Origin of the sequence: Telluria sp. B2, from assembly GCF_051789535.1 — a bacterium.
Classification (GTDB): domain Bacteria; phylum Pseudomonadota; class Gammaproteobacteria; order Burkholderiales; family Burkholderiaceae_D; genus Telluria.
Genome location: NZ_CP196525.1, coordinates 3,040,722 through 3,067,527 on the forward strand (window position 1 = coordinate 3,040,722; position 26,806 = coordinate 3,067,527).

The following is a 26,806-nucleotide window of genomic DNA, read 5'->3' on the forward strand; positions in this document are numbered from 1 at the left end:
GCACCGTGCACTGCCAGGGGGAACGCACCGCATGATGTACGCATTCGCCGCCGCGGCGGTCCTGTTGCTGCACCTGGCGTTCGTGCTGTTCGTCGTGTTCGGCGCCTTGCTGGTGGCGCGCTGGCGGGGGCTCGCCTGGCTACACCTGCCGGCCGCGGCCTGGGGTTTCTTTGTCGAAGCGAGCGGGCGCGGCTGCCCGCTGACGCACTGGGAAAACCTGCTGCGCATGCGTGCCGGACTGGAAGGATACGGCGAAAGCTTCGTCGCCCATTATCTGCTGCCGCTGCTGTACCCGGGCAGCCTGACACGGGAACTCCAGCTCGGACTGGCGGCCGGAGTCGTGGTCGCCAACCTGTTCTTCTATTCCTGGGCGTTCCTGCGGCCGGCATCGCGTACCGGCCGCCGCCCTTAGCCCGGGGTAACGTGCGGTCGCCACGCCGAGCCGGTGTTATCCTCATCCGGAGGGCAGCGGCCCGGTTCCTGGAGACACCCATGACAATGACGGTAGGCGATTTTGTTCTGCAACGGCTCGACGAGTGGCAGGTCAGGCGCATCTATGGCTATCCCGGCGACGGCATCAACGGCATCCTGGCCGCGATGCGCCGCCAGGACCGCATCGCCTTCGTCCAGACCCGCCACGAAGAGCTGGCCGCCTTCATGGCTTGCGCCCACGCCAAGTATACGGGCGAGGTCGGGGTCTGCATGGCCACCTCCGGCCCGGGCGCCATCCACCTGCTCAATGGCCTGTACGACGCCAAGCTCGACCACCAGCCGGTGGTCGCCATCGTCGGCCAGCAAAAGCGCGCCTCGCTCGGCGGCAGCTACCAGCAGGAAGTCGACCTGGTCACCCTGTTCAAGGACGTGGCCGGCGCCTTCGTGCAGATGGCCACGACGGCAGGGCAGATCCGCCACCTGGTCGACCGCGCGATGCGCACCGCGCGCAGCGAGCGCTGCGTCTGCTGCGTGATCATTCCCTCCGACCTGCAGGATGAAGAGGCCGTGCCGACACCGCCGCGCCAGCACGGCAACGTCCTGTCCGGCATCGGCACGCTGTCCTTTGCCGAGGTGCCGCCCCAGGGGGCGCTGAGGCAGGCGGCCGACATCCTCAACGGCGGCCAGCGCGTTGCGATCCTGGCCGGGGCCGGCGCGCATGGAGCGGCGGACGAACTGGTCCAGGTTGCCGGGCTGCTGGGCGCCGGCATTGCCAAGGCGCTGCTCGGAAAAATGACCGTGCCCGACGAGCTGCCATTCGTGACCGGTTCCATCGGAATCATCGGCACCCGCGCCAGCTTCGACATGATGAACGAGTGCGACACCCTGCTGATGGTCGGCTCGAGCTTCCCGTATTCGGAATTCCTGCCGGAAGAGGGCCAGGCGCGCGGTGTCCAGATCGACATCGACCCGAAGATGGTGAGCCTGCGCTACCCGATGGAAGCGAACCTCGTCGGCGACGCGAAGGCGACGTTGCAGGCCCTGATCCCGCTGCTCGAGCGCAAGCAGGACCGCAGCTGGCAGGAGAAAATCGAACGGAAGGTGCGCGAGAGCTGGCAAACCCTCGAACGCCAGGCGATGCAGGAGACGCCCGAGCTCAATCCCCAGCGCGCCTTTCGGGAACTGTCGCAGCGCCTGCCCGAGGACGCCATCCTGGCGGGCGACTCGGGTTCGACCACCGCCTGGTATGCGCTCGACATCCAGGCCCGTTCGCGCATGATGGGCTCGCTCTCCGGCGGCCTGGCCACCATGGGCTCGGCCATGCCGTATGCCTTCGCCGCAAAGATGGCGCATCCGGAGCGGCTGGTGGTGGCCATGGTCGGCGACGGGGCCATGCAGATGAACGGCATGAACTGCCTGATCACGATCGCGCGGCACTGGCAGGACTGGGGCGATCCGCGCCTGATCGTGCTGGTGCTGAACAACCGCGACCTGAACTTCGTGACCTGGGAGCAGCGCGGCATGGCTGGCGAGCCGAAATTCGAGGCCTCCCAGCGTTTGCCTGACCTGGCCTATGCCGATTACGCGCGCCTGCTCGGCCTGGACGGCGCCCGGGTCGAGCGTCCCGAGGAACTCGTCCCGGCCCTCGAGGCCGCCTTTGCGGCTAAGAAACCATTCGTCCTCGATATTGTCAGCGAGGCGAATATTCCTCCCTTGCCGCCTCACATTACCCGCTCCCAGGCCAGGCAGTACTTCGAGGCCATCGAAAAAGGCGAGCCGGAAGCCGATGCCGTACGGCGGGCGCTTGCTCAACAGGGGTTGACGGAGCAATAATGCGCATGTGCTGGCTTATTGTTATCGCTCGAGACGCACGCGTGTAAGAACGCGGCGGCGAACGGGGTAGGTCGATAGGCGCCTTGCTGCATCGCGGGCGCTTTCTTTTTATCCAGTGATGGCTGTACCGGGTGCCGCCGGCGCGAACCGCAGGCGGAGGAGGGTACGCGTGCGTGTAGCATGGCCGGCGGAAAACAGAAAAGCTGCAGGGAAGCGGGAAAGGCGCGCCGGACACGGACTGGCGACCTTCCGAGAGGAGACGATAATGGATAACCAGGAGAACACGTAGTGAGTATTTTTAGGACGAAAAACCTCGATGCCATGGTGGCGGGCAGCCGCACCCCGGGCGGGCTGAAAAAGGTCCTCGGGCCGATGGACCTGATCCTGATGGGTATCGGGGCGATTGTCGGCACGGGTATCTTCGTGCTGACCGGCACCGGCGCGGTCACGGCCGGCCCGGCGCTGACGGTTTCCTTCATCATCGCCGCCATCGCCTGCGGCTTCGCCGCCCTGTGCTATGCGGAATTCGCTTCCAGCGTTCCCGTCGCCGGTTCGATCTACACCTACTCCTATGTCACCCTGGGCGAAATCGTCGCCTGGATGATCGGCTGGGACCTGCTGCTCGAATACGGCCTGGCCACCTCGACGGTTGCCGTGGGCTGGTCCGGCTACTTCCAGTCGCTCCTGAAGGGCATTGGCATCGTGCTGCCGGAAGCCTTGCGCGCCGCCCCCGGCGCGGTACCGGGCGTGGCCACCGTCTTCAACCTGCCGGCCTTCCTGATCATGATGGTCCTGACCTTCATGCTCTCGCTCGGCGTGCGCGAGTCGGCCCGTGTCAACAACATCATGGTGCTGATCAAGACTGGCGTGGTGCTGCTGTTCATCTTCGTCGGCATGAATTATGTCAAGCCGGACAACTGGACGCCATTCATGCCCTTCGGCGTCGGCAGCGTGATGAGCGCGGCCGCCCTGGTGTTCTTCGCCTTCATCGGTTTCGACGCGGTCACTTCCGCCGCGGAAGAAGTCAAGAACCCGACCAAGGACCTGCCGATCGGCATCATCGGCTCGCTGGTCGTCTGCACCATCCTGTATGTCCTGGTCTCGGGCATCATGACCGGCATCGTGCCGTTCCCGAACTTCAAGGGCGTCGACCACCCCGTGTCGCTGGCGCTGCAGTACGCCGGCCAGGATTGGGTCGCCGGCTTCGTCGACCTCGCCGCCATCCTCGGCATGAGCACCGTGATCCTGGTCATGGCCTACGGACAGACCCGCATCCTGTTCGCCATGTCGCGCGACGGCCTGCTGCCGAAGAAGTTCTCGACCGTGCACCCGAAATACGGCACCCCGTATTTCGCCACCTGGATGGTCGGCATCATCTTCGGCCTGATCGCCGCCGTCGTCCCGCTGGACGTGCTCGCCGAACTAGTCAACATCGGCACCCTGGCCGCGTTCTCGCTGGTCTCGGTGGCCGTCATCGTGCTGCGCAAGACCCGTCCCGACCTGCCGCGCGCCTTCCGTTGCCCGGGCGTGCCCGTCGTGCCGGCCCTGGCCATCCTCTTCTGCCTGGTCCTGATGTCGTTCCTGAGCTGGCACACCTGGTTGGCCTTCGCCATCTGGCTGGTGCTGGGACTGGTCGTGTACTTCGGCTACGCGCGTTCGCGCTCGCTGCTGAACAAGCCGCACTGATCCGCGCCGGCGCCAGCCGGTGCATGCGGGATCGGGAAACCGGCCGCCGGCGATGCCGCGGCCGGTTTTTTTACGCCGGGGTTGCCGTGCCCTGGACTTCGAACGGCGCCGGGGACTCGGTGAAATCGTCCAGTGCCGCGGCCCGGGCCCCGAGCCCGGTCATGCGTTCGATTGCCCGTTCGCCGTCACCTGGAGCGACATCGACGGCGCGCATCGCCTCAGGCACGATGACGACGTCGAAACCGTTCTCGCGCGCATCGATCACCGTGTTCAGCACGCAATAGTCGGTCGCCAGGCCGCAGACGAACACCCGCGTCACGCCGTGCTGGCGCAGATGTTCGGCCAGGGCGGTGCCGTTGAAGGCGGAATAGGCGTCGGCGTCGGCGCTCTCGGCTTTCGAGATGATCACCATGTCGGCCGGGAAGGCCAGCTCTTTCGAAAACGCCGCGCCTTCGGTATCGGCCACGCAATGCGGCGGCCAGGGTCCGCCGCGGGCGGCAAAGGAGCAGTGGTTCCCGGGGTGCCAGTCGCGCGAGGCGTAGACCGGCAGGCCGCGGGCGGCAAACAGGCCCATCAGGGTGTTGACCGGTCCCAGGACCTCGTCCCCACCGGGCACGCCCAGGCTGCCGCCGGGCAGGAAGTCGTATTGCATGTCGATGACGAGCAGGGCGTCGGTCTCGTTCAGCTGGATCGGGTTCATGTGCATGCGCTCTCTGGTTAATTGAAGCATCAATCTTTGGCACCAAACAAAAGGGTAGCACGGCGCCGCCGCAGGCGTATCGCGGATGACCTGCTTTTGCTATACTGTATATTCATACAGTACACATGCAGCACCCATGACCAAATTCATTCCGCTAGACCTCGGCCCAAGCGCTTCCGACGAAGGCGCAAGCGCACCCAGCGGCCGCCTCGACGTCAAGATGTTCCGGGTAGCGGACGACCCGATCACCGAAGCCCAGACCGACGTCGAGATCGCGCGCGAGTTCATCGCCAACGGCGAGCTGACGCCGAAGTCGATCGCCAACTCGCAGAAGGAGCTCTACCGCTTCCTGACCTGGTGCCGCGAAGAAGCGAAAAAGACCTTGTCCCAGCTGAACGTGGCCGACCTCAACGCCTACAAGGAATTCATGCGCAATCCGCCGCCGGACTGGATCTCGAAGACCAAGTGGCCGCGCAGCGATCCGCGTTATCGTCCCTTCACCGGGCCACTGTCCGACCCGAGCCGGCGCCAGGCCATGATTGCGGTCAAGGGCCTGCTGGCTTTCGCCGAACAGACCGGCTACCTGCGCCGCAATCCCGGCGCACTGGTGCGCAATGTGCGTACGCCCACGGCGAGCCGCATCACGCGCTACCTCACGCCCCAGGCGATCGAGCTGGCCATCGCCACCGTCTCCGCGCGCCTCGCCGATTCGCCGCCAACCATGCGCCGGCGCGAGCGCGACCGCTTCCTGTTGATCGCGTTCGCCCAGACCGGCGCACGCCTGAACGAGATCGTCGGCGCCTCCATGGGGTCGATCTACAGCGAGGGAGGAGGGCGCTGGTGGCTGGACGTGGTCGGCAAGGGTAACAAGCCGCGCCGGCTGCCGGTGCCGCCCCAGATGCTCGAGGCCTTCCGGCGCTACCGCGAGGCCTTCGGCCTGCCTGCCGAAACCAACCGCGCCGATCGCATGCCGCTGGTCCTGTCTAGCCGCAGCCGGGCAATCAGCCGCCTTTCCGACGAAGCAGCGGGCGAAGCGCTCAAGGCGGTGTTCGCCGAGGCCGCGCTGCTGGCGGAGCGCCAGGGCGACGGCGACTCGGCGGCAGCCTTGCGCCATGCCTCGGTGCACTGGCTGCGCCACAGCATGCTGACCAACCACGCCAACAACGGGGTACAGCTGAAGACCCTGCAGGACACCGCCGGCCACGCCAACATCGCGACCACGGCCGCTTACCTGCACAAGACCGACAACGAACGTCATGACGAGATCATCAAATCGGGCGGGAACGGTTGATTCCGGGCGAGGAGATCCTGTAGGGCGTGTGCAGGTCGTGGCCCTGGCAAGGCCGGGCAGGGCGCCAGTCCGTGGGGCACGTTCGTCCCCGTCAGGTGGCGTGTGCCCACGATGCGAGCGCGTCAGGGCGGAAGGACACGGCCTCCTGATGTTCGGTATGCCGGCACAGGGTTGGGGCGGGGTCGGCATACCCCGTCTCCCTGAACGCGGGCCTTTGCGAAGGAACGGCGCCAGGGCCATACGCGCTCTCGGCTCGACTGGCAGGAGGGCATGCCGTGGTGTGCTCCCGCGCCTGTTTGTCGCCGGTGGTTTCGCGGCAGCGAGTGCGTTTTCCTTCCGTGGTTGCTGCCGTATCGATGTCGGAAGGCGCAACGCCAACGCGCCGGCGGCCAGGACCAGGCGCCGACGGCCGAGGTCGGACAGCGCGTAACAAACCGTCACAGAGCGCGAATAACCAACTCGACATTAGCATATATATTGTCGAGTTCAGGATCGGGAGGCCGAATCGATGAGGGGAGACACCTGCCCGGCAGGCCGCAGGCAATCCAGTATCGCTTCAGATCCCGGTACATGGTTCTCGACGGCCAGCACTATGCTCCCAGGAGCTTTCACCGATTCCCTCCGCTCCTCGTCCTGGTGCCCGGCCAATTGCCGCGCCCTTCACCCGGCATACAGGCTTTCGCTCGCCTGTTGGTGCCTGCGGGCGGCAGCAGGTCGACACTGGCGAACCACAGTCCTGGCGTGCCGAAACCTGCACCTCGACCAGGCATTCGGAGCGCCACCATGCCCGGGATGCCACAGGCCCCGTTGTTGAGCGGAATCCGGAACGCCTTCCCGGAACGCTGGAAGGCGCTGTAGCGCCTTGCCGCCAGCTTGCTGACGAATGAGGCGACCTAGATCCGGTCCAGGCATTGTGGCCGGATTCGCTCCGTCGACAGTCGATCCTGCAAGCGCTGGCCCTGCGGGACCAGGTGCCCGGACGACTCCGACAAGCACGATCTTGGCTCGGACGCTGTGCGGTTTGCGCCGTGGCCGCTCTGTTTACAGCCCCGGTTTGACGGCGCTGCGTGCCTGTCCAAACTCGGACCAGTGTGCACACGATCGTGGCAAACAGCCGCCGGCACTGCGCGCGCAATAGCTTGCGCCGCTCCTGGATGGCTGCAGGCAGTACTGGCGTGTCAGGGCTGCCTGCAGCAAGGTCAAGTTCGCGTAGCAAGGGTCGCCGCTCCAGGAGGCGACGGCAATTCCCGGAGCCATGCAATTCACCCGCGTCCACGGTACGGCCATTTGTTCTGTAGGCGTAACGTCCGATTGCTGGACGTCCGGCGAACTAAATCTGACACCCCTGTATCCAGGCTAACTACTTGATTTTTCTAGGGTCTTCTGCTCTGATGTCTCAAAATTAGTTCGCTTTGCCGCGAACTAATTTTGAAACTTCGCGAACGCGCGAACTAATTTTGGGACTCGCCGATGCTTATGGTTGGCGGGCCGCTGCAGCCTGGACCGTTCCAGCGGCATGCGGGCCAGCTGAAAGGGTCTGTATGCGTTGTTCGAGCGTTTCAGGCAGCACTCTTCATAACGATCCCTCCAGGTTCGAGGCCATACACCCAAGGTACTTCACTCTGGCCATCTTGCGCAGCCTCAATCGCGCGACTCGCAGACTTCTCAACCTAAATGGAATGTGACGATCTTAGATTGAGACGATCAAACGACCATGTTGGCGGGTCGATGCGGTCGCGCGAAAATGATCTGGAACAAAATGATTCACTAAGTTAAGATTGATGCAAAATTAACGTTTGGTTCAGGAGATGGCATGTCCGTTCCACTGCGCTTCGCAAGTCCCGCTGACAATAGTCGTCCGCATGGAAGCCATCGTTATGATGTTTTTGGTCCCAAGATACAGCGGCAGTTGGCCCTCTTCGGACGCGATGCGCTCGATGCATGGACCCTGCTTGAGGCGGATTCGGATGTCATAGCCTACTGCGAGCGTCCGCTTAGTCTCCCAGACCTTAAGCGCAAACGGGTAGTCGATTTTTGGGTTTGCCGGAAGGAACGAGAAGAATTCGTTTTTTTGCTACGCCCCAGCGAACTGTCATCCGGTTTGGATCATCCTTCTTCAATCCCTGCGTTCAAGGCTTGGGCTGCTAGCTTTAACATCACACCGACCTTTGTCAACCCAGAGGATCTTGGGTCCCAAAAAATGTTGCTGGCAAACTGGGAGTCTTTCCTCTGCGACCTCGCCGCCTTTGGGAAATACATACCAGAAACGTTATCGAACCGGGTTGCCAAAGCGCTTCCTTCCTCTAAAACGTTGACCGAACTCGAACAGCATTTCCCTGAAGAGGACCCCGTACTGTTGCGTGTCGCCGTCTTGTCCTTGCTACATCGGGGGCGTGCGGTATGCAGCACCTTGGGTAGCGAAATGTTCTCGTCCGGTACTGTGATCGAGGCTAAATAATGAAAGAGCTAGTCTACGGGGCGTTGAAGTTTGACAGATTCTCGATACCTGAGCACCTGAGTGACCTTACGAGTTGGCCGGCCGTAGATCAGATGGCACTTTCGGAGGACGCCCGCTCGTCCTTCAAACAAATTTGTGAAGCTATCACAATCTTCCTGACAGACCCGCATACTCCTGTCTCGATCATTCTAGAGACTACCGGAGTAACCAGGGCCTCACTCTACCGCGCGCTTGCCCGTTGCTGGAAAAAGCACCCCGATGGGCGAATCTATGGGTTCCGAGGTGCCATTCCTTATAGTCGGCTGAAGGCTTACGAACGAACCGCAGCAATAAAGGAGGAGATGTTCGGGCACGGTGGCTCATCCGGGGCATTCCAGCGCTTGTTGCGTGACTACCCGAAAATCGAGAAGCTTTTAAGCAAGCATGCTGAGAAGCGCAACCAAAAGATAAAGTCTGCACGCGAAGTGCGCAAGCCGCTTCGAGAGGTCCACGATCTATTCCTCAAAGCGTGTCGTGCAGAAGGGATCAAGCCAAACGAATATCCGTTCACAGAGAGTCGAGTCGGATTTCGGTCGCTGCAAAAGTATTTCAAGAAGGCGGCAGAGAAAGAATTTGGAGAAGCAGTGGCCAACGCGGGTGGCCTGCGATCAGGCGCGCCCGTAAGCGGTAAAGAACAGGCGCCCGCCGCTACACGCGCGTTCGAGGTCGTTGAGTTTGATGGACACAAAATTGACCTGCGCCTAACGGTGAAATTAAAAGATCCCTTCGGGTTCGAGCAGTGTCTCGAACTTCATCGCATATGGATTCTTGTCCTGCTCGATGTCTATTCGAGAAGCGTGATCGGTTATTCACTCGCCCTCGGAAAAGAATATAACAAGGACGATGTGGCAACTGCGCTGCAGTCAGCACTCAACCCATTCGTCCCACGCGCCTATACTATTCCTGGGCTCCAAATAAAAGCCGGGGGAGGTTTTCCATCGTCAACGGTTCCTGAGGCTGCGTATGCCTGCTGGAACTGGTTGCGCTTTGACGGCGCAAAGTCACACCTCGCTGTGGATACGCAAATCAGGTTAAATCAGATCATTGGTTGCTGGTCGGACAATGGGCCGGGGGGAGAACCAAACGATCGCCCTTTTATTGAGCGTTTTTTTCATCTCATCTCACTTCATTTCGCGCATCGACTGCCTGGCACTCTAGGAAGCGATCCATCGTCAATAGAGAAAGCGCTCGGCGATCCTGGCTCAGATATTTCTTTGTTAGTGGAGTATCACGAATTAGAGGAATTGATCGAGGTTCTTCTTGGAAATTATAACGGTGAGCCTCACAGCGGCATTGGTGGACGCACCCCATTGGAAGCGGTCGCATATTCCGTGAAGCGGCCGGGATACTTACGAAGGCTTCCTGTCTTTCTGCGATCAAGTCTCTGCCTTTTACAGGAAGCTCGGATTGTTACAGTGAAGGGGTCGCTTCGTAACGGCGTTCGTCCACACATCAATTTCTCGAATGCTCGATATACCAACGAAGTATTGGCAGGGAACGCCGGATTGATCGGCAAAAAACTGCGTATCTATTACGACGTCCGAGACATCAGAGTTGTAAAAGCGTTCTTCGAAGATGGATCAGAGCTTGGTATTTTAACCGCCGCTCGCCCATGGTGCTTTACTCCGCACTCACTTCGGGTGCGACAGGAAATATATCGATTGATAGCCGAGAAAAAACTACATATACGCGAAGGTGAAAACCCGATTGAAGTGTGGGAGAAATACAAATGGAGCCAAGCTCGAACGAATAAGAAGGCGGCAAATGATCTGGCGAAAGCCCATGTAAACGTCTCGTTGCTCCCGTCGGCAGCGACTCCGGTTCCGCGGGTCCCGGCGAAAGAAATCGTCAATCCGGAATCCAATGCAAGCAACCAGGAACAGAAAGGAAATGCCGCCGAATCACGTTCCCCCGACCTCACCCCGGCGCAACCACGGGTCCTGAAAATCCGTCGTACTGTCACCTTCTAGGAGTTGCTGTGATTACCTATCTGCGGCCCGTCACCTTTGCTGAGCATCCGGTAACACAGCAGACTTACATTGTTCCGACGCCCTCGATCGATGCGCTGGCCGAGCGTGTCAAGCGCCTGATTCGCCTTCGCACTCCTGGCGCCATCATTTATGCGTATCCCCGTTTCGGTAAAACGTACAGTATCCGCTATGTCATTAATGTCTTGCAGGCTGACTATCCGGAATCGGTTTTCATTAGTTTTGGCTGCGAATTTAAAAAAGCGCCATCGGAGGATGGTTTCTTCGCAAATCTTCTCGAAGCAGTAGGACATAAAGGTGCGGCACCCGGCTCCGTAACCAAGAAGCGTATAAGGCTGATTGAGAGGATATGTGAACTGGTCGACAGATCGGGGCACAATTGGGTTGTGTTTTTTGGGGATGAAGCACAGAAACTCGGGGTGACGGAATACGAATGGTTGCGTGATGTGCACGACAAGCTGGAAAGAAGAGGGATACGCATGATTACTTTTTTGGTGGGGCAGCCGCAATTGCTTCATCAGAAGACGGCCTTACGCCAAAGTAACCACACTCAGATCGTGTTACGTTTCATGATCGTAGAAATGCGCTTCGACGGACTTTGTTGCGCCGAAGATATTGCTACTTGTTTAGCGGCATACGATGAAGCCTGTTTTCCGCAAGGTTCTGATTGGACCTTCACAAGGTTCTTCTATCCCAATGCTTTCGACAATGGACTTAGGCTGCTTGATCAGGCAAACGTGGTATGGGACGCCTTTTGCACTGCGCACGCCAATGCCGGTTTCACTTCTGACATAGAGATCCCAATGCAGTATTTCGCTCATACTGTAGAGATCGCGCTTTCGGAAAACAAGCATCTTGACGCACCAAATTTTCGATTTAGCCGGGATATCTGGAACAAGGCGATCAAGGATTCCATGTATGTAGAAGCCCAGGAGGAACTTCGTTTAGGCCTGCCTGCGACGGATCTAGCTGCAAAGAAGCGTAATGAAGAACGCGCGAATAATTCTTGATACTGTTCGGCCGCCGGTTGCAGGTTGGACATGGCGCGAGGATTGGTATAGCGGTATTGACTCAAGCTTCGGGCTGCTCCTGAAATTTGCTATGCTGAACGCGCTCTCCGCTCGAGAAATTGCGAAAATATTCGTAAGTGCAAATTCCGGGAGGCGGGCGGCGATATGTGGTCGACCTGATGTTGACCTCCGAAGCTCGGAAGTATTCGATCTTGACGAGATGAGCAATATTTTCAGGCTTCATCAGACTCAGGTGCGCTCAGCGTTTGTCCAAGAAATTCTGCCTGACGGAAGGTTAAGATCAAGTGATCACCTGCGTTGGTGCGAGTTATGCCTGCAACGCGGGTTTCACCCTGCAATCTTTCAAGTATCGATGGCGGCGTATTGCCCAATTCATCGGACTGCTATTCGCTCGACATGCCCTCACTGTAGTGCGGAAATTCCTTATAGGCTCAGGTCCGACATATTTTCGAAACCCTTTGCATGCCCGCATTGTGGAATCGATTGGGCGCCGAGATTGCGGGCTCCGCGTGCGAACATCCTTGTTCCTCGGATAAAAGAGCATGGTTTCGTAACTAAGCTGCAACGTTTTTTCCAATTCGAGGATCGTGTGCTTACTTCGAAACTCGAAATCGGCAAGAAGGCCCTCCAGCTTGCTCAGGGTGAGATTTCCTTCTCCCCACTCGAACGCTCCGGTTACATCTCAAGATACCTCGGATTCGTATCGCATGTACTTGAAGAAACGGGATACGATAAAGGCAGTCAGCAGTTGCATCTCAACATGGAACGTGTTGAACGCTGTGAGCGAGGTGTCTCACGTACAGTTCTATTTGAAGACGACGATCCGACCATGCACGATTCCTCAGAGGCTGACCAATCAGTCGCGTATACGGTCTCGTCCAAGAGTGATGCGGAGCTCGCGAGCTTAAAGACCGTGTATCGAGCGGTGCGTCGACGACTATGGCGGCAATTAGTAGGTACTCATCGCCGTTGTGTTGTTAGCGCCGCGCAGCATCTCTGGTGGCGTGTAGAGGGGGAGATCACCGCCAGTTTCTGCCCGGTCGCTGAGGCTTTTATCCGCTGGAGGATGATTTGGGAGGGCTGTGGCACCCCACGCTATCTCTTTAGAGAAAGCGATCTTGAGATGTACGGTATTGTCGGCTGGCTGTCAGCTCGGGCTTCTCCTTGTCCGCCGCATTGGTCAACGGCGACGCAAATTTGGGTGCTCGCCCATATATTCTCGAGTGCTTGCATTGAAAGTTTCCGCGAGCTGTTAGCCGTTGCTCAACAAAACTCAGAGAGGGGTAAAACCTATTGGCTGCGCCAGCGCACCCCTTCCCGCTACGATACATACTGGGCGGTCGGAGGGGCCGACTGTGCCGACCGTCCAACTTATGTATATGTGCGCGCGCCGATGCCGGCCTTTTATCCACGAATCGCTGAAGATACCCGACGGGCTCATTTGGAAAAACACATGGCACACTTGGCGACGATCTATCGATAGCTTTAGACCACCAGCTACAGAGCGCGACCGCAGCCGCATCCCTCCCACATACACAACAGGTCATTGTTGACCTGTGATAAGTCAACGTCTCCCCAACACCGCTGAGTACACTCGTCGTTCGCCTATTGTCTGCTTATACATAGCATGGGTATCGACGAGTCCCGTGAAGAACCTGACGCCCCGGCGTCTGTTGCCCAGGTCATCGCAGAAGCTTGGCACACCAATTTTACGTTGAATCTGGACAGGGAAGAGTCAGCCTTTCTTGCTGGGATTCATGCGTACTTGATCGACGCCCGTGAGCCGAGCCTGGACGACGAGACTCTCCGCCGCATTTTTGCACCCGTGTATGAACTGGCGCAGTCAGGTACTGACAGCGAGGCCCAGCGCGCAACACGGATGATAGGGCGACTCAGGGCACAGGGCATCCTGCTACGCACCGACTTTGGCGGGCTCACGAGCGAAGGCGAATATACGCTTTCGCAGCTCGGTCTTGCACTGGGGCGCTCCATGGAAAAGGAGCGGGAACTGACCAAACGAAACCTGTCTTTCATGCTGATGCATATGCGGACGGTTTTGGTACAAGTACTGAACGCAGCGGCCACAGCGGACACGGAACAGGAGTGGGAAGGCCAGGTAGTCTGGCCTCTCCGGGACATAGTAGCCGAACTGATCCGCATGGTCGACCAACGGCAGCGCGGCCTGGATGCAGCGCACAAGGCACTACGAAAGGAAATTACAGAGCTTGTCGACAGTGAATGGGCTGACGCTATCGACACGTGCGTAGCAATGATCCGGCGGGTCGACCGCACCTTGCGCGAATTGAACGAAGTTCTGAGTGAACATGTCGAGCACCTTGACCGTCAGTTGTTTGAACTCTCCGCATACGCCGATCGACATCCCGACCTTCCAGTGCTGCTGGACCGCACCCGTACTCAGCTGCTGCGCCTCCAACTCTGGAGTACCCGGCGCTACGAGGAGTGGCATGGCTACTACCGGAACGTGCAGACGTTCATCCGCGACGTCGTCCAGACCGACCCGAACAATATGTTGCGTGGCCGTATGACGGAACAGATCCGACAATTTCAGGACCGGCCATACGGACTAGTGCTCGTTGCTCCCGAACCGTTTCTGCACCTGCGCGATGTGACCCGTGTCGCCGCCTCAGCACCGTTATCGGTGCCTCAAGAAGTCCTCTCCAATCAGAAGCTGGCTGAGTATGCGAAGCCGCCTCTAGATGAAATCGATCTGGCTGTGGCTGCGCTTGTAGCTCGCCTGAAAGAGGAAGGGGAACTAGATATTGTGGCAGCGGTACGGGAAGTCGCCCCGCACTTCACCGAAAACGAGTACTTCCAGCTGCTGATGCGAGCCACGCCTATATTGCTGGCGCACGGCGCTACCTTGGAGCGAATTCTCGAGCAAGCATGGTGCCCCTTGTCGGAACGCCTGCACGCCCAGTCGCTCGAGCTGCACCTGCGTCAGCCGACGGCGCAGTCCGGGTTCGAGCTTATCGACATGCCGGCCACGTCGTACCCGGTCCCTACAGATGAAAGCCCGTTGCCATGACTTATCAGTCCCTGGAGCAGGTTATAGCTGATCCGCTGTTTTCGCGAGTCGACCTGGATCTACGTCGGGGCAGGCATATCGGGGCCGATTGCGACCCTTTCATGTTTGATTTCCTGACGACCGCGAAACCCTTCCTCGACAGTTTTTATGGAAGATACGACGCCACGCTCCTGGCACGCGAAGAAGGATACTTCTACCTTCTTCCTGACCGCCTGGCAGTACCTCCGCCTCTCGGGCAGCGTAAGCTCGGCGCCATGGACATGCTGGTTGGCCAGGCGTTGGCCCTGATGCGTCTGGATCCGAAGTGGCTCGAGTCGAACCTGCGCATTCCACAGCTAGCTGTCCTCGAACTGCTGCAACAAATCCTGGGCGAGGAGCGGTTGTTGCGGGTCATACCACGCCGCCGCGGCAGGGACGTGGACCAGGATGCACGCAAGCTGCGCGAAGCCTTTGCCGCTTCAGTCCGATCCCTCGAGCGGCAGTATTTCATTAAGTGTGAGGGGCGAGGTGAGGCGACCCTGGTCAGGCCATTGGTCGCCATCATGCGCTTCGCAGACCCGGTGCGGACTTCCGAAGAACTCGGCGACGCCTTGGAAACCCTGATCGCCGACGGCCAGATAGCGGATGGCGGCGACGATGCAGATTCGGATCCCGACGCCTGAGAGGAATGCAAATGAAGCTGTTTCGTGCTTATGCAAAGCGTCTCGTCGTCGCAAACTGGAAGGGCATCATCTTCCATTCGTTCGACCTTGACCGCCATGTAACCGGGCTTGAGGGCCAGAACGGGTCCGGCAAAACGACGGTCATGGCGGCGTACGTAACCGCTATTCTGCCGAACCAGAAACTGCTTTCGTTCAAGAACATCGGCGGGAACGCGCCGGGAACACGGGGCGATGGAGGGCTATGGGGGCGTCTCGGGGCGGACGGAATCAATTACTCGCTGATCGAATGGGTTACGCCGCGAGGCAAGAAGCTCTGGGCTGGTGTCGCGATGACGCGCGGGACGCTGCCCTCGATCGACATCAAGCCGCTGACCGTCCACGACCTTCCCGCCGATGCCAGTCCCTATGACGTGCTGCTCCTTCGCGAGGGCGCGGGAGCCATCGTGCCGCCGTTGCCGCGGCTGCGCGAACATGTCGCGATGCACGGCGGGCGGTTGGTGGTGCACAAGTCTCTCGCCGATTATATGAAGACCTTGTTCGATCACGGTATCACACCGATGCCGATGACGACCCACGACGAACAGGAGCGTTTCTACCGCGTCTTGTCCACATCAATGGAAGGATCGGCGCTGGCTACGCTGATCAAGACCGGGTTACGTGACTATTTGCTTTCACCGGATCCTTCGCTTGAGAGGCGCGTGTCGCTCATGCGCGAGAGCCTGGAGCAATGCAGGCAGACGAAACGGGAACTGGAGCGCGCACAGGACGCGCATTCGGAGATCAGCGAGTTGTTCGACGCCGCCTGGAAAATGGCATCGTATGCCTATTTCGGCGCGCGGGGACGCTATGAGCAGGAAACCAGGGTCTGGAAGGAACAGGTAGCCACGAACAATACCGCGAAGACGCAATATTTCTCCGACCAAGCCAGAGTGGCGCACCTACGCGAGCGCGCGGAAGAGCTGAAGGTCGAACTTGCGGCGGCCAAGGCAACCGAAGAAGCGCGCAGGCAGGAATTACAAAATGCCATAAAAGCCCGATCATTGCGGGTTGATTTCGTGGGCGCCGAGCAGGAGCAAGGACGCCTTGAGGTGCAGGCCGATCAGGCACGCTTAGCCTGTGACCAGGCTGAAGCTGCGGAACTGCACGCGACCCAGGCGTTGCAGCGTGCCCAGGATGAGCACACCCGTATCGCGGAAGAGCTGGCAGACACGCAAAAAGCCGTGGAAGGCCTGATCCGGCGAGTGACAGAGTTTCGAATGGCCCGTGACTTGTTGTGCGCAGCACAGAAGGCAATGAGCCCGGTAAAGCTGGACCGTGATAACGCCGTCCTGGTAAAGCAGCGATTGGATGACCAATACGAGGACGAAACCCGCGCCCAGACGGCGACACAAGTCGAGCTCGACGCGCTGAGCGACCATTTGACGCGTTTCGAGATCCTGCTTGGGAAGTTACAGATATTGGCTCGGGCAGAGAAGTGGAAGGAACCGAACGCAGACACTGCTTACGAGCAAGCCTTGACACTCGAGGCGATACGTCGGGAACACAATGCCCGTGTGGCTCAAATGGACGGCCTGCAAGTTGATCTGGCACGTTCCCGGGATCTGGCGAGGCAGCAGGCCGAGGCGCGACAGCAGGCTGCTGAGCTCCAGATTACTGGCAGTGCAGCGTTGTCCGAACAGCTAGCTCTCGAGGGCGCACAGCTCCAGCAACTGGAGAACGAAAACGCCCGCCTGACAATAGAGATCTCCGAAACGCAGGATGCTCTGGTCGAGGCTAAGGGGCGCCTTCCGGCATTGGAAGAACTGGTGCGCCGCTACACTCAGGCGCGAAGCTGCCGGGAGCTTCTTGCCGAAGCCTGTCCGGAGTGGGCAGCGCTATCAGAGGCAGATAGCCTGGTTCAAGCCGCAGGAGCAGGCCGGCGCGCTCTTGAAGACACTGAAGAGCGTCGGCGAAGTACCGAATCCAGGCTGCACGATACAGCCGATCGCATTCGCGGTCTGCAGCATCACGCAGGCCTGCTTGATCCACGGCTCGGAGCCGTGGCCGAGCACGTCGAGGGGCGTTTGCTGGCTGGCCGGTTCGACGAACTGCCGGCGCAAGATGCGGCGTCTACGCAGGCGCGCCTCGGTATGTGGACTGAGGCAATTGTGGTGGAAGCACCCGAACAGGCGGCCCACCAGGCGGCGGAACTTTGCGACCGCCCCGACACGTTATTGTTCGTGTCGGAGCAAGCCTTGCTCGCCACACAGCAGGGGCACAGCCTCGAAGACAGTGAACTTGTCGTGGAATCGCTAGACGGGGAAAAGGCGGCTCGTTTGACGCGACGTCCGCAATATCCCGTGCTCGGCCGGAGGGCGCGGGAGGAAGAAATCGCGCGCCTGCGTGGCGAGCGAGGCAGTCTCGAAAACGAACTTGGACAGCTGCGCGAGCAGTCCCGCGTTTTGAAAGAAGGCCTGCAACTGGCAGAGAGGCTGCTTGGGTTTGGGCCGGCGGCCTGGGCTCTGGACCCGACTCCCACCCTGGCCGCGGAGCAAACTGGCGTCCGTACCCTTACGCAGGCGATCGCAGCGCTGCGTGCGAGGAGCGCTGGTTTAGCAGAGGCGGCAGCATTATCCAACAGGCGGCGGCAACGCATGATGGCGCTAGAAGCACGGCGCAGCCTGCTCGATCTGCCCAATCACGACGATGAAGCGGCAAGACTCATGAGTCAACTTGAGTCGGCACGTTTCGCGAAGACCTGGCTAGGGCAGCACGGCGCCGCGGTACGGCAAGTCCTGGATGGCCTGCCGATCCTCGCCAAGGTCGTCGATGCAGGACAACGAACACGACTGGAGCAAAGTCTTGAACGCTACCGCCGGTCGCGCGACCGTCTGGGCTACCAGCGCGAAGCCCTTGCCGGGCTACTGAGCGTCATCGACCATCTCGAACGGGAAGAGGACGAGCGAATATATTCCGAGAAGAGTAGTGTGATCGCGGCTCTTCAGACAAAAATGGAGCCGGCGAGAGGCTACATGAGGGCGGCCGACGAGACACTGCAAACCCGGCGCCGCGAGTTCGATGCGGCACGCACGGCCTACTCCCACGTATCATCCGCACTCATTCAAGCGGTTGAACGATGCAAGACGCTCGCCGAGGAACTGGCCGGAACCGGGGTGCAGGGTACGGACGAGGAGGTCGCCCTTGCCCAGAAAGCGAATGAGGCGGGACGAGCGCACGTCAGCCGACTAAGTGCCGAGCATGACGAGACGAACAATTCGTTTATCGAGGGGCGTACTAACCTGAAAATGCTGGAAGAAAAGGTTGTGGCGCAACGGCAGCTCGCCTCAGAGAGACTTTCGGCGCTGCGCTTTGAGCGCCGCGCACAACGTGAGCTCGACCGGGTGGTGGGCCAACTGGGGTTGCGCGGCCGAATCGACTCCGACCTCAACCGCCAACAGCACTTTCCTACAGGCAGCCAGATCAACGCTTTCCAATCGTCCAAGGAACAGCAAGCATTGCTGTTCGAGCGGCTGAAGGAGTGCCCCGACGTTGTGCTTGACCTGAAGCGGATCGACGGGTTCAGCGAACCGGCCGGCGAGCGGCGCGCAGTTCAGACCTTACGTGCGTGGGAACGTGTGCGTCGACATATCGAGCAACGCATTCCCCGGAACATCGCCAGCGCTGACGACCCACAGATCGCCTTGGCCCAAATGTCGGAAAAAATGAGCGAGCTGCAGCGAACGCTTGCAGGGCAGGAGGAGGACATGCGTACACGGTCTTCAGGGCTGGCAGACGGCATTACAGCGCGCCAGCGATCAGCAAGATCGTTGGTTATCCGCCTCAACCGCGAGCTAGGACAGGTGAATTTCGGATCCATAAGGGGACTGCAGATCACGATCACCACTCCAGACGACATGACAACGATGCTTGCCTGCTTAAAGCGTGATAGCAGCCTGTCGTTGTTCGATTCCGGCTTGCCGCTGGAGGAAACGCTGGAACGACTTTACCGACGCGAGACCGGCGGTACGATTCAGGGGGCCCGGTTATTCGACTACCGAAACTATCTGCACCTGAAGCTGGAAGTGAAGCGCATCAACGGAAAATGGGAGGCCACGAGCGATGTTTCGACGGGTGAAGCGATCGGAGCGGGCGCAGCTGTGCTCGTGATGATTTTGCGTACGTGGAACGAGGAGGCCAACCGAATCTCCGGTTCTGCTGGCTATGCAATGCAGCAGATCTTGCTTGATGAAGCGAACCGGCTCGATGAGCAGGCACTCGACACACTTACGGAGTTCTGCCAGCGAATGGATGTCCAGGCCCTTGTGGCAGCGCCCGGGCTTGAAAAACCCCGGCGCTCGACTGTTTTCCAACTCAGCCGTAGCTTGCGCGGCAAAGACGAGTATGTAACGATCCGCGGCACCAGGATAACCGCGTGAAGTGGGACAACGACGAGTTGCGAGCGGCAGCATTAAGGCTCCTTCTGTCAGGAACAGTTAAGGTGAGCAAGGCTGCGGCGCCGCTGCTGGAGGAGTTGGAGGAGCTTGGCCTGGTCACGCCGTCCGCGCGAAAGGGTGAGTTTCTGTTGCCGTCCCGGCAACAGGAAAAACTGCGCCAATACTTGGCCGCACGTTGGACCCAACTGGGCGAAGCGGAGTTGGCTTTCGCTTGTCGTTCAAATGCGATCACGGCAGGGGCGCTACGCAAAATGAGGCGGTCACCGCTTAAGCTGCCGCATGGAATATGTGAGCTAAATCGCAAGACCTGGTCCGCATGGGCGGGCGCGCATTCCAAGTCAGGCTCCAAAGGGCCGCCGGACGGTATCGTCCTGACAAGCGATGACGGCTTGAGGTTGCGTGCCAATGTCGGCTTGCAAATCGCTAGCGAGGAGGGACTCCTGCTTCCGATTGATGGCCTGCAAGCGGTGTTCGGGGAAGTCCTGGTTCCGGAACGGGCATTCGGACGTCGTTGGCATGTGGCAGGTGTGATGCCCCAGCTCATCTTGACCGTTGAGAACATCGGCGCGTTTGTCGATTTTCCGGCACCACCATGGCTGCTTCTGGTGCATGCCCCCGGGCGAAACACGGCGCTAGCGACCCGCTTTATAGCTCGCGTCCCGGCAGACATTCCTTGGGCCCATTTTGGAGACCTGGATCCGACTGGACTGGACATCGCCTTGTCGATTCGTAGCCACGGCCATGGCCGGCCGGCCGTGCCGTGGATTCCGAAGGCCGCGTCCGAGCTACTCGAGTCACACAGCTTGCCCCTCGATTCGCCCTGGCCCGAACGGGCTTGGCCAAGCGCTCTCCAAGAGAACCCAGTGCTGAGATGGCTGTCGGAGCGCCAGCGTTGGCTGGAGCATGAGGCCGTAGTCCTGCTTCCAGGCATTGCAGAAGAGCTGGAAGAATTGGCACGGCCTCGCGGAACGGAGCATCCAAGCAAAAGTTAAAGATTCAATATTCAGGGAATCGGCGAGGAAACTCCACATGCGCCCCCACTGACTGCCCAGTCAGCATCTCGAACGATGTGTTTCCATCCCCAAGCACCTTATCGAAGAGGATGCTGCTCATCCACGATTCCGTAAGCGGCGCAGGCCGCTGCCATGGCCGTATTGCCTTGTTGTTGCCTAAACGGTAATCAAAGTAGCGCCGCAGGTTTCCAAGAATCATATTGTAGACATGCTGGCGCGCGTAAGTCTTTTCTTGCGCAAGAGCTGCCATATCCTTCAACACATAAAAAATCACGTTCCACACTTGCCCGATGGAGTAGTGCGTCAGGAAGTCGTGAACGACGGCCGCGACTTTTGGAGAATAGATATCGGGCTGGAAGAAACGGTACCGTTCACACTGTTTGAGGAAGTACCGGCGGCACTCGCTCTCGGCGACCATGAACCAGAGCTGTTCAACGGCGTCCGGCTCGGGGTCGTCGAGGCGCGTAAGCAGTAGGGAAAAGACCTCCTTCATGGAGCGCCCGGATGCATCGGGAGCCAGTACCCAACCGACACTTTCGAAAGAAAAGTTGATGGCTCCGTCCTCATCGCGGATCGTGAATACCCGAGGGTCGGAGGCAGGGTCGGGAGAAATGATCCTGTCTTCGTATAGCGTCTTATAGACACGCTGCGACAGGTCCGGTGTCGGCCCCAGTTCTCCTGGCTGCGAGTCCATTGAGGCTAGCCGGTTACCCTCCCATCCGGCATTGGCAGCGACCAGCGCACTGTACAGGAAAAACGACTGCACATAACTCAGTTCTGAGTACTCAATAGGGGAGGCGTCTGTCTGGACACGCGACAGAGCCTGCGTTATCCGAGCAGTGTGCTGCGCCAAGACGATTTCATTGGCCCTCCTGTCCGTAGCGAGCGCAGCCGCCGCACAGGATCCGCACCGGTTCACGCCCCGGTAGTAAGCGGAGCCGATAGGCCTGCGACTAGATGGCGAATACTGGCTTCTATTCCGTACCTCCAGCGGAACACCGCATCCGGCACAGGGGAAATGACGTAAGTAGGCGCGGCAACTCGACTTCAGAATCTCAAGCATTTTGGGTTGGCTGATTCCCGATTCATGCAGGATCGCGTCGAATTTCTCAGTCCATGCGCCCTCAGTAACAGCCCAGTACCTGAGGCACAAGGTTTGATGAAGAGGATCATCGGTGAGGAAACAGAGGAAAGGAATGCTGGTTGACATCGTTAAAGAATGGAGCAAGGAAGGTGTGCGCCGGCCATCAGGCAGTAGCGAAGCTACTCGAATTGCAGGCCCGCGCAACACGCAAAATGATGACTATAGTCCGAAGACGAAATGATACAGCAAGGACATGATTTCTCCTACGTAACGGGAGAAATCATTGGATCCAGGGCTGGCGTTTGGAAAAGTTTTGCGTGTAGTGCGGAAGAAAGCGGGCCTGACCCAAGAACAGCTGGGTCACGCTGCAGAGGTTGACCGAACATTCGTCAGCCTGATGGAGCGCGGCGAGCGACAGCCGACGGTGCGTGTGCTTTTCAAGCTCGCTGCCGCCTTGCAGGTGACGCCGGCGCGACTGATCCAGCTCACCCAGGACATGGCGGAGCAGGACTTAGCCGGTAGCCCATGATCGTTACGAGGTCCCGCGCACCCGGCAACGGTATCACGACAATATACGGCTACCAGCCGATCCGGTGTTTTTCTTCCGTTTCAGCATGGCGGGCGTCGTCGGACGAATGCAGGTAAGTGTTCGTTGTGCTAATCGACTCGTGGCCCAGGTTATCGCGAACGTGGCGGAGGTCGACATCGTTGTTCGCCATATGCGACCCCGCGGTATGGCGCAGCCAGTGCGCTGACGCCTGGGTTACGCGGGCGGCGGCAGGTGCGTGTTCAGGACCTCGCTGACGGAGTCGATCCGCGGTTTTGGCGAACAGCGCCTTGAAGATCTCATGTACGCCACCGCGCGACATCGGTCGAGGGTTTCCGCCTATCGGTAGGAGTAGTGGCGTCGCTTCTCCAGGAACGGGGTACGGCTGAAGGCCCAACTCACGTCGGTAACGGGCCAACTCGACCATTAGCTCGTCGGTCGCCGGCACGATGCGCAATTTGTCGCCTTTGCCGAGCACTTCCAGCCACCAGCGCTCTTCGCCGTCGCGGTCGCGGCGCCGGAAAAAGCCTCCCATGCTGTTGCTGGTGATTTCAGAGATACGCAACCCACAGACGTAACAGAGCGAGACCAGCCAGCGTAGCCGCAAATAGTGTTCGCGCTCACGCGGCGTCTCCCGCGGCAGCGTGTCTACGGTCATTTTTACTTCATTCCACAGCTCGTCGTCGAGATAGCGAGAAATTCTTGGCGCAGATCGCCGTCGGCGCTCACGCGACAGAGCAAGAGGATTACCGGCTAGATAGCCTGCGTTGACGAGCCACGAAAAGAGGGTATTCAGGATAACCGCCGCCTGACGCTGGCTCGACGCCGACAGCGGCCCGGCAAACGGCCGCCACCCCGGATCTGTCCGCGGGAATTTTCGACCTTCTGCGGCGATCCAGCGAGTCGCGGGCGTCGGGTTCCGCAGAAACAGCTGGTACTCGAGCCAATCCTCGTGGGTCAGTGAAGAAAGTGGTTTGCCCAGTTGGAGCGTGCACCAAAGCAGCAGGCGCTCGGCCTCCTTGCGATAGTTGTCGAAGGTGGTCCGCTTTTCCAGAAAACGGGCCAGCCAGGCCTTGATCGCGTCGATGTCATTATTTGCTCGTATCTGGGATGTGCCGGCGCGTGCGCGGTTGGTCCCCTGGGAGCCGTCGAGCTGCCCGGGAATGGTGATGATCTCGAGAGGAGCGACCACGGCTGGCGACGGGATGACGGAATTTGAAGGGGGCATGACGAATGTTAGTTAATACAGCCGCTTGTGGCCACTGTCGGAATTGCGCTCAACGCAGACGACCCTGATCCTACCCGAAGCCAAGCGACAGCCTGGATTGTATGCCGGGATTTCGTGCGCAGACCAGGGCTTCGCGAGCGGCGTCTGAACCGGCAGGGTCGAAGGGCCACATCGAGCACGTGCACGGGTCGTCCAGTCCTTGCCTCCAAGCCGAGTCAGCGCTTCGAGCATGGGCGAGGGATATTTGCTTCCTTGACCATGCTGTTCGATACCGGACCGAACAAGGCACTCAGGACTAGATGTTGTCCGTAAGTACCGCTAACTGTTCCAACTTTGAGCTCTGACTGCGACCGAGCAATGTACTTAAGGTTGCTTACGAGCGGGATGGTAGGCGACGGGATCAACGACGCGCCGGCGTTGGCCAAGGCGAATATCGGCTTCGCCATGGGGGCGGCCGGCACGGATACGGCGATTGAAACAGCCGACGTCGCGCTCATGGATGACGACCTGCGCAAGATCCCTCAGTTCATCCGATTGAGCAGGCAGGCCAGTGCCATCTTGAAGCAAAACATCGTTACCGCCCTTTCAATCAAGGCGGTGTTCCTGGGACTGGCGATTGCGGGATCGGCCACCCTGTGGATGGCAGTGTTTGCGGACATGGGCGCGAGCCTGCTGGTGGTCTTCAATGGACTGCGGCTGCTCAAGTTCAGTGGAGCACGCGGCGGGACGTAAGCAGGCGCGTCCGCTTCCAGACGCCTATTCTGGGACCTTGTCGGCGGCTTACTTGTTGACTGGGTAGTTCGCCGGCTGCAAAGCGCGCTCGACCAACTCGATCAGGATATGGATGACCTTGATATGCAGCTCCTGCACCCGGTCCGCGTATCGGCCCGCACTTGTACAGATGCATACGTCGGCATTCTGTTCGAGCTGCGACCCTGACCGCCCAGTCAGGCCGATCACCTTCATTCCGCGCGCACGGGCAGCCTGGGCAGCCAACACGACTGATGGGCTGCCGCCGCTCGTGCTGATTGCGAACAGGACGTCGCCATCGCCGCCGTTACCCTGGACGAAGCGGGCAAACACCTGGTCGTAGCCGTAGTCGTTGGCCACACAGCTGATATAGCTCGGGTCGCTGATGGCCACGGCTGCCATCGCTGGGCGATCCTCGCGGAATCGCCCCGACAGCTCTTCGGCCAAATGCATCGCATCGCACATCGAGCCACCGTTTCCGCACGAGATGACGCGGCGTCCGCTGCGCAATGCGTCGATCAACAGGGAGGCGCCGGCCTGAATATTGCCGAGTTGGGTATCATCGCTGATGAGGCGGTCGAGCGCGTCGCGTGCCTCGACGAGGTTGGCCCTGATATGGTCGATCATCGCTTTTCTCCTTCGTGCTCGTCGTGGTCGGCGTGCTCGTGTGCCAGCGTAGGCCCGAAGCTGTGCTCTTCAGCCGCCTGTTCACAGGGCGTCGTTTCGATCTGGATGGTGCTGTGATGGATATCGTACTCGCGCGCCACGAGTTCGCGGATCGCCATCAGCAGAGCTTGCGGGTCTGCGACAGCAGTACCCTGAACGACGTGCACGGTCAGGCTGGCTTTTCCGCTGGTGATCGACCATACATGCAGGTCGTGAACGCTGGCCACGCCCGGCACTCGCGCAATTGCATCCTTGACGTCGGCAATGCCCAGTCCCTCTGGCACCCCCTCGAGCAGCACGTTCATGCTTGCCTTGAGCAGCGTCCAAGTACGTGGCAGCACCCACAGCCCGATCGCAACGGCAATCACCGAATCGACCCAGGTCCAGCCGGTGTAGCGAATAACGAGCGCACCAATGATCACGCCAATCGAACCGAGCATGTCGCTCCAGACTTCCAGATAGGCGCCCTTGACGTTCAGGCTGCTGTCCTTGCCGCTCGAGAGCAGGCGCATGCTAACGAGGTTCACGACCAGGCCGAAAGCGGCAACCATCAGCATCGTTCCCGACTGAATTTCCGGTGGATTGTGCAGTCGCTGGTAAGCCTCGTAAAGGATGTAGATCGCCACCGCGAACAGCAGCATGGCGTTGAAAGCGGCCGCCAGGATCTCGAAGCGGTAGTACCCGAATGTCCGGTTGCTGTCTGCCGGGCGTTTGCCGATGCGGATTGCGGCCAGTGAAATTGCCAGCGCCGCGCTGTCGGTAAACATGTGCGCTGCATCCGAGATTAGCGCCAGGCTGTTGGTAAGGATGCCGCCGATAATTTCAGCGATGAGGAAGGCGGTCGTAAGGCCGAGGGCAATCCAGAGTGGTCGTTCGTTCTGGCCCGGCTGTGCTGCATGTGAATGTCCTGAACCCATTGTTTTCCCCTTATATAGTAATTACGGTTGTGCTGACAAATTAGAGAAGCGAGACCCTCGCGGAGAGTTCGGCACGCTTCCTGCCGCTCGCCCGCGATACGGACGGGCGCCAAGGACGCCGGAGGATTGCTATTTTTTCTTCGCGCTGCGCGCTGAGCCCTTCCTTTTCTTCTTGTTTGCCGGATTGTTGCGGTCCTTGTATTTGAGCCAACCGAAAAACACCATCATCAGGCCAAAGAAAATCAGGCTGCTGATTCCAACTACTTCGATGAGCTGACCACGTATCGGATCGGGCAGCTGTTGTTGTAGTTTCATTGTTCGTCTCCTTGCGATTGCGTTCAACGCTTTGTCTCTCTAGCAGCGAATCAGTCCAGAATCCGGCCAAGATGGAGCACGGTACGTGCGCACAGCATCAGTACGATGCTCAGCCCGGCAAGTGCGTCCAGCTTTCCTGCCTCAACGCCCAGTGGGCTGAACGCGACACAAAACGCCAGCACGGCTGGCGCTGCGGACAGCATTGCATCGACCTCGCGCCAACTACGTCCAGCATCGCCGGGGCGCAAAGCCAGCGCACCGGTAGTCGCAGCGGCCAGCGCTCCGGGTATCGCAAAGCCTGCTATTGCCAGGGCATTGAGCGGCTCTGCGTGAAACATGCCGTGTGCGCCCATGGCGGTAACGCATATGGCCAGCAGCAGACAACACGCCCAAATGATGAGCTGGGCAAGTGAATACAGTGCGTCGCCCGACCTGATTCGGGATTGCCCTGCATCCTTGTTGTCAAGTAGCAGGCGAAAACCGATGCTTGCTGCGTGATGTGAGGCAGCTCCCATGAGGACGACGCTTTCCAGAACGACTCCTCCGGTAATGCAGCTCAGGAGCGCCGTTCCGTGCGCAGCAAGGTCCAGCCCGAAAAGCCGGCGTGTACCTGGCGACCGACTTGGGGTGTCTTCACGCATTTCATCCTCCTCAGCCGGGCCGCAAGGATTCCTCGCGGCCCGGCAG

General features: G+C 59.6%; 20 protein-coding genes and 1 pseudogene. 14 read left to right on the top strand and 7 right to left on the bottom strand.

The features are described from left to right. Window positions 1-31: 31 nt before the first annotated feature. The 3 genes from ACSUZJ_RS13545 to bcaP all read left to right on the top strand — a co-directional run bounded on the left by ACSUZJ_RS13545 (window position 32) and on the right by bcaP (window position 3,951). Window positions 32-412, top strand: coding sequence for a DUF2784 domain-containing protein (locus tag ACSUZJ_RS13545; protein WP_499408949.1), 381 nt, complete (start codon window positions 32-34; stop codon window positions 410-412). Between the two features lie 80 nt (window positions 413-492). Further along, complete coding sequence (locus ACSUZJ_RS13550) at window positions 493-2,265, top strand: thiamine pyrophosphate-requiring protein (protein ID WP_499408951.1); 1,773 nt, start codon at window positions 493-495, stop codon at window positions 2,263-2,265. 288 nt (window positions 2,266-2,553) lie between these two features. Further along, on the top strand, window positions 2,554-3,951 hold the full coding sequence (gene bcaP, locus ACSUZJ_RS13555; protein WP_499408953.1) for a branched-chain amino acid transporter BcaP: 1,398 nt from the start codon (window positions 2,554-2,556) through the stop codon (window positions 3,949-3,951). 70 nt (window positions 3,952-4,021) lie between these two features. Here bcaP and ACSUZJ_RS13560 read toward each other — a convergent pair whose 3' ends face one another. Then, a complete protein-coding gene (locus ACSUZJ_RS13560; protein ID WP_499408955.1) occupies window positions 4,022-4,657 on the bottom strand; it encodes a nicotinamidase in 636 nt (211 codons plus the stop codon). A 130-nt stretch (window positions 4,658-4,787) separates the two neighbouring features. On the opposite strand from ACSUZJ_RS13560, the gene ACSUZJ_RS13565 reads away from it, so the two are divergent. The 9 genes from ACSUZJ_RS13565 (at window position 4,788) to ACSUZJ_RS13605 (ending at window position 20,591) form a co-directional block, all read left to right on the top strand. Then, the gene (locus ACSUZJ_RS13565; RefSeq protein ID WP_499408957.1) at window positions 4,788-5,942 is read left to right on the top strand and encodes a tyrosine-type recombinase/integrase; all 1,155 of its coding nucleotides are present in this window, start codon (window positions 4,788-4,790) and stop codon (window positions 5,940-5,942) included. Window positions 5,943-7,755: 1,813 nt separating this feature from the next. Beyond that, window positions 7,756-8,400, top strand: a complete 645-nt coding sequence (locus ACSUZJ_RS13570; RefSeq protein ID WP_499408959.1) for a hypothetical protein — start codon at window positions 7,756-7,758, stop codon at window positions 8,398-8,400. Next, on the top strand, window positions 8,400-10,409 hold the full coding sequence (locus ACSUZJ_RS13575) for a Mu transposase C-terminal domain-containing protein (RefSeq protein WP_499408961.1): 2,010 nt from the start codon (window positions 8,400-8,402) through the stop codon (window positions 10,407-10,409). Before ACSUZJ_RS13570 ends, ACSUZJ_RS13575 begins: the two co-directional genes overlap by 1 nt. An 8-nt stretch (window positions 10,410-10,417) precedes the next feature. After that, window positions 10,418-11,437 (top strand): AAA family ATPase, encoded by a 1,020-nt coding sequence (locus ACSUZJ_RS13580; RefSeq protein ID WP_499408963.1) that lies wholly within the window; start codon window positions 10,418-10,420, stop codon window positions 11,435-11,437. Window positions 11,438-12,047: 610 nt separating this feature from the next. Then, window positions 12,048-12,941: a hypothetical protein gene (locus tag ACSUZJ_RS13585; protein WP_499408965.1), complete on the top strand. Its 894-nt coding sequence runs from the start codon at window positions 12,048-12,050 to the stop codon at window positions 12,939-12,941. Between the two features lie 144 nt (window positions 12,942-13,085). Then, window positions 13,086-14,504, top strand: coding sequence for a hypothetical protein (locus tag ACSUZJ_RS13590; protein WP_499408967.1), 1,419 nt, complete (start codon window positions 13,086-13,088; stop codon window positions 14,502-14,504). After that, window positions 14,501-15,166, top strand: coding sequence for a chromosome partition protein MukE (locus ACSUZJ_RS13595; protein WP_499408969.1), 666 nt, complete (start codon window positions 14,501-14,503; stop codon window positions 15,164-15,166). The genes ACSUZJ_RS13590 and ACSUZJ_RS13595 overlap by 4 nt, the downstream gene beginning before the upstream one ends. 11 nt (window positions 15,167-15,177) lie before the next feature. Next, entirely contained in the window at window positions 15,178-19,581 is a 4,404-nt protein-coding gene (locus ACSUZJ_RS13600; RefSeq protein WP_499408971.1) for an ATP-binding protein, read from the top strand. Next, window positions 19,578-20,591 (top strand): Wadjet anti-phage system protein JetD domain-containing protein, encoded by a 1,014-nt coding sequence (locus ACSUZJ_RS13605; protein ID WP_499408973.1) that lies wholly within the window; start codon window positions 19,578-19,580, stop codon window positions 20,589-20,591. The genes ACSUZJ_RS13600 and ACSUZJ_RS13605 overlap by 4 nt, the downstream gene beginning before the upstream one ends. A gap of 4 nt (window positions 20,592-20,595) precedes the next feature. On the opposite strand, the gene ACSUZJ_RS13610 is transcribed toward ACSUZJ_RS13605, so the two are convergent. Beyond that, window positions 20,596-21,465 carry a hypothetical protein gene (locus ACSUZJ_RS13610; protein WP_499408975.1) on the bottom strand — a complete coding sequence of 290 codons (870 nt, stop codon included), beginning with the start codon at window positions 21,463-21,465 and terminating at the stop codon, window positions 20,596-20,598. Between the two features lie 514 nt (window positions 21,466-21,979). Between ACSUZJ_RS13610 and ACSUZJ_RS13615 the strand changes: the two genes are divergently transcribed. Next, window positions 21,980-22,225 carry a helix-turn-helix domain-containing protein gene (locus ACSUZJ_RS13615; protein ID WP_290423429.1) on the top strand — a complete coding sequence of 82 codons (246 nt, stop codon included), beginning with the start codon at window positions 21,980-21,982 and terminating at the stop codon, window positions 22,223-22,225. A 49-nt stretch (window positions 22,226-22,274) separates the two neighbouring features. Here the strand turns inward: ACSUZJ_RS13615 and ACSUZJ_RS13620 are convergent, their stop codons facing one another. Next, window positions 22,275-23,471, bottom strand: coding sequence for a tyrosine-type recombinase/integrase (locus ACSUZJ_RS13620; RefSeq protein ID WP_290423428.1), 1,197 nt, complete (start codon window positions 23,469-23,471; stop codon window positions 22,275-22,277). A 381-nt stretch (window positions 23,472-23,852) separates the two neighbouring features. On the opposite strand from ACSUZJ_RS13620, the pseudogene ACSUZJ_RS13625 reads away from it, so the two are divergent. Beyond that, a pseudogene (locus ACSUZJ_RS13625) lies at window positions 23,853-24,203 on the top strand (heavy metal translocating P-type ATPase); the annotation flags it as partial. A 48-nt stretch (window positions 24,204-24,251) separates the two neighbouring features. Here ACSUZJ_RS13625 and ACSUZJ_RS13630 read toward each other — a convergent pair. From ACSUZJ_RS13630 to ACSUZJ_RS13645, 4 genes are all read right to left on the bottom strand, one after another. Continuing rightward, window positions 24,252-24,848, bottom strand: a complete 597-nt coding sequence (locus tag ACSUZJ_RS13630; protein WP_499408978.1) for an SIS domain-containing protein — start codon at window positions 24,846-24,848, stop codon at window positions 24,252-24,254. Continuing rightward, window positions 24,845-25,804: a cation diffusion facilitator family transporter gene (locus tag ACSUZJ_RS13635; protein ID WP_290423426.1), complete on the bottom strand. Its 960-nt coding sequence runs from the start codon at window positions 25,802-25,804 to the stop codon at window positions 24,845-24,847. Before ACSUZJ_RS13635 ends, ACSUZJ_RS13630 begins: the two co-directional genes overlap by 4 nt. A gap of 129 nt (window positions 25,805-25,933) precedes the next feature. Next, a complete protein-coding gene (locus ACSUZJ_RS13640) occupies window positions 25,934-26,119 on the bottom strand; it encodes a hypothetical protein (protein WP_290423425.1) in 186 nt (61 codons plus the stop codon). 50 nt (window positions 26,120-26,169) lie between these two features. Continuing rightward, complete coding sequence (locus tag ACSUZJ_RS13645) at window positions 26,170-26,760, bottom strand: hypothetical protein (RefSeq protein WP_313706243.1); 591 nt, start codon at window positions 26,758-26,760, stop codon at window positions 26,170-26,172. Window positions 26,761-26,806: the final 46 nt, after the last annotated feature.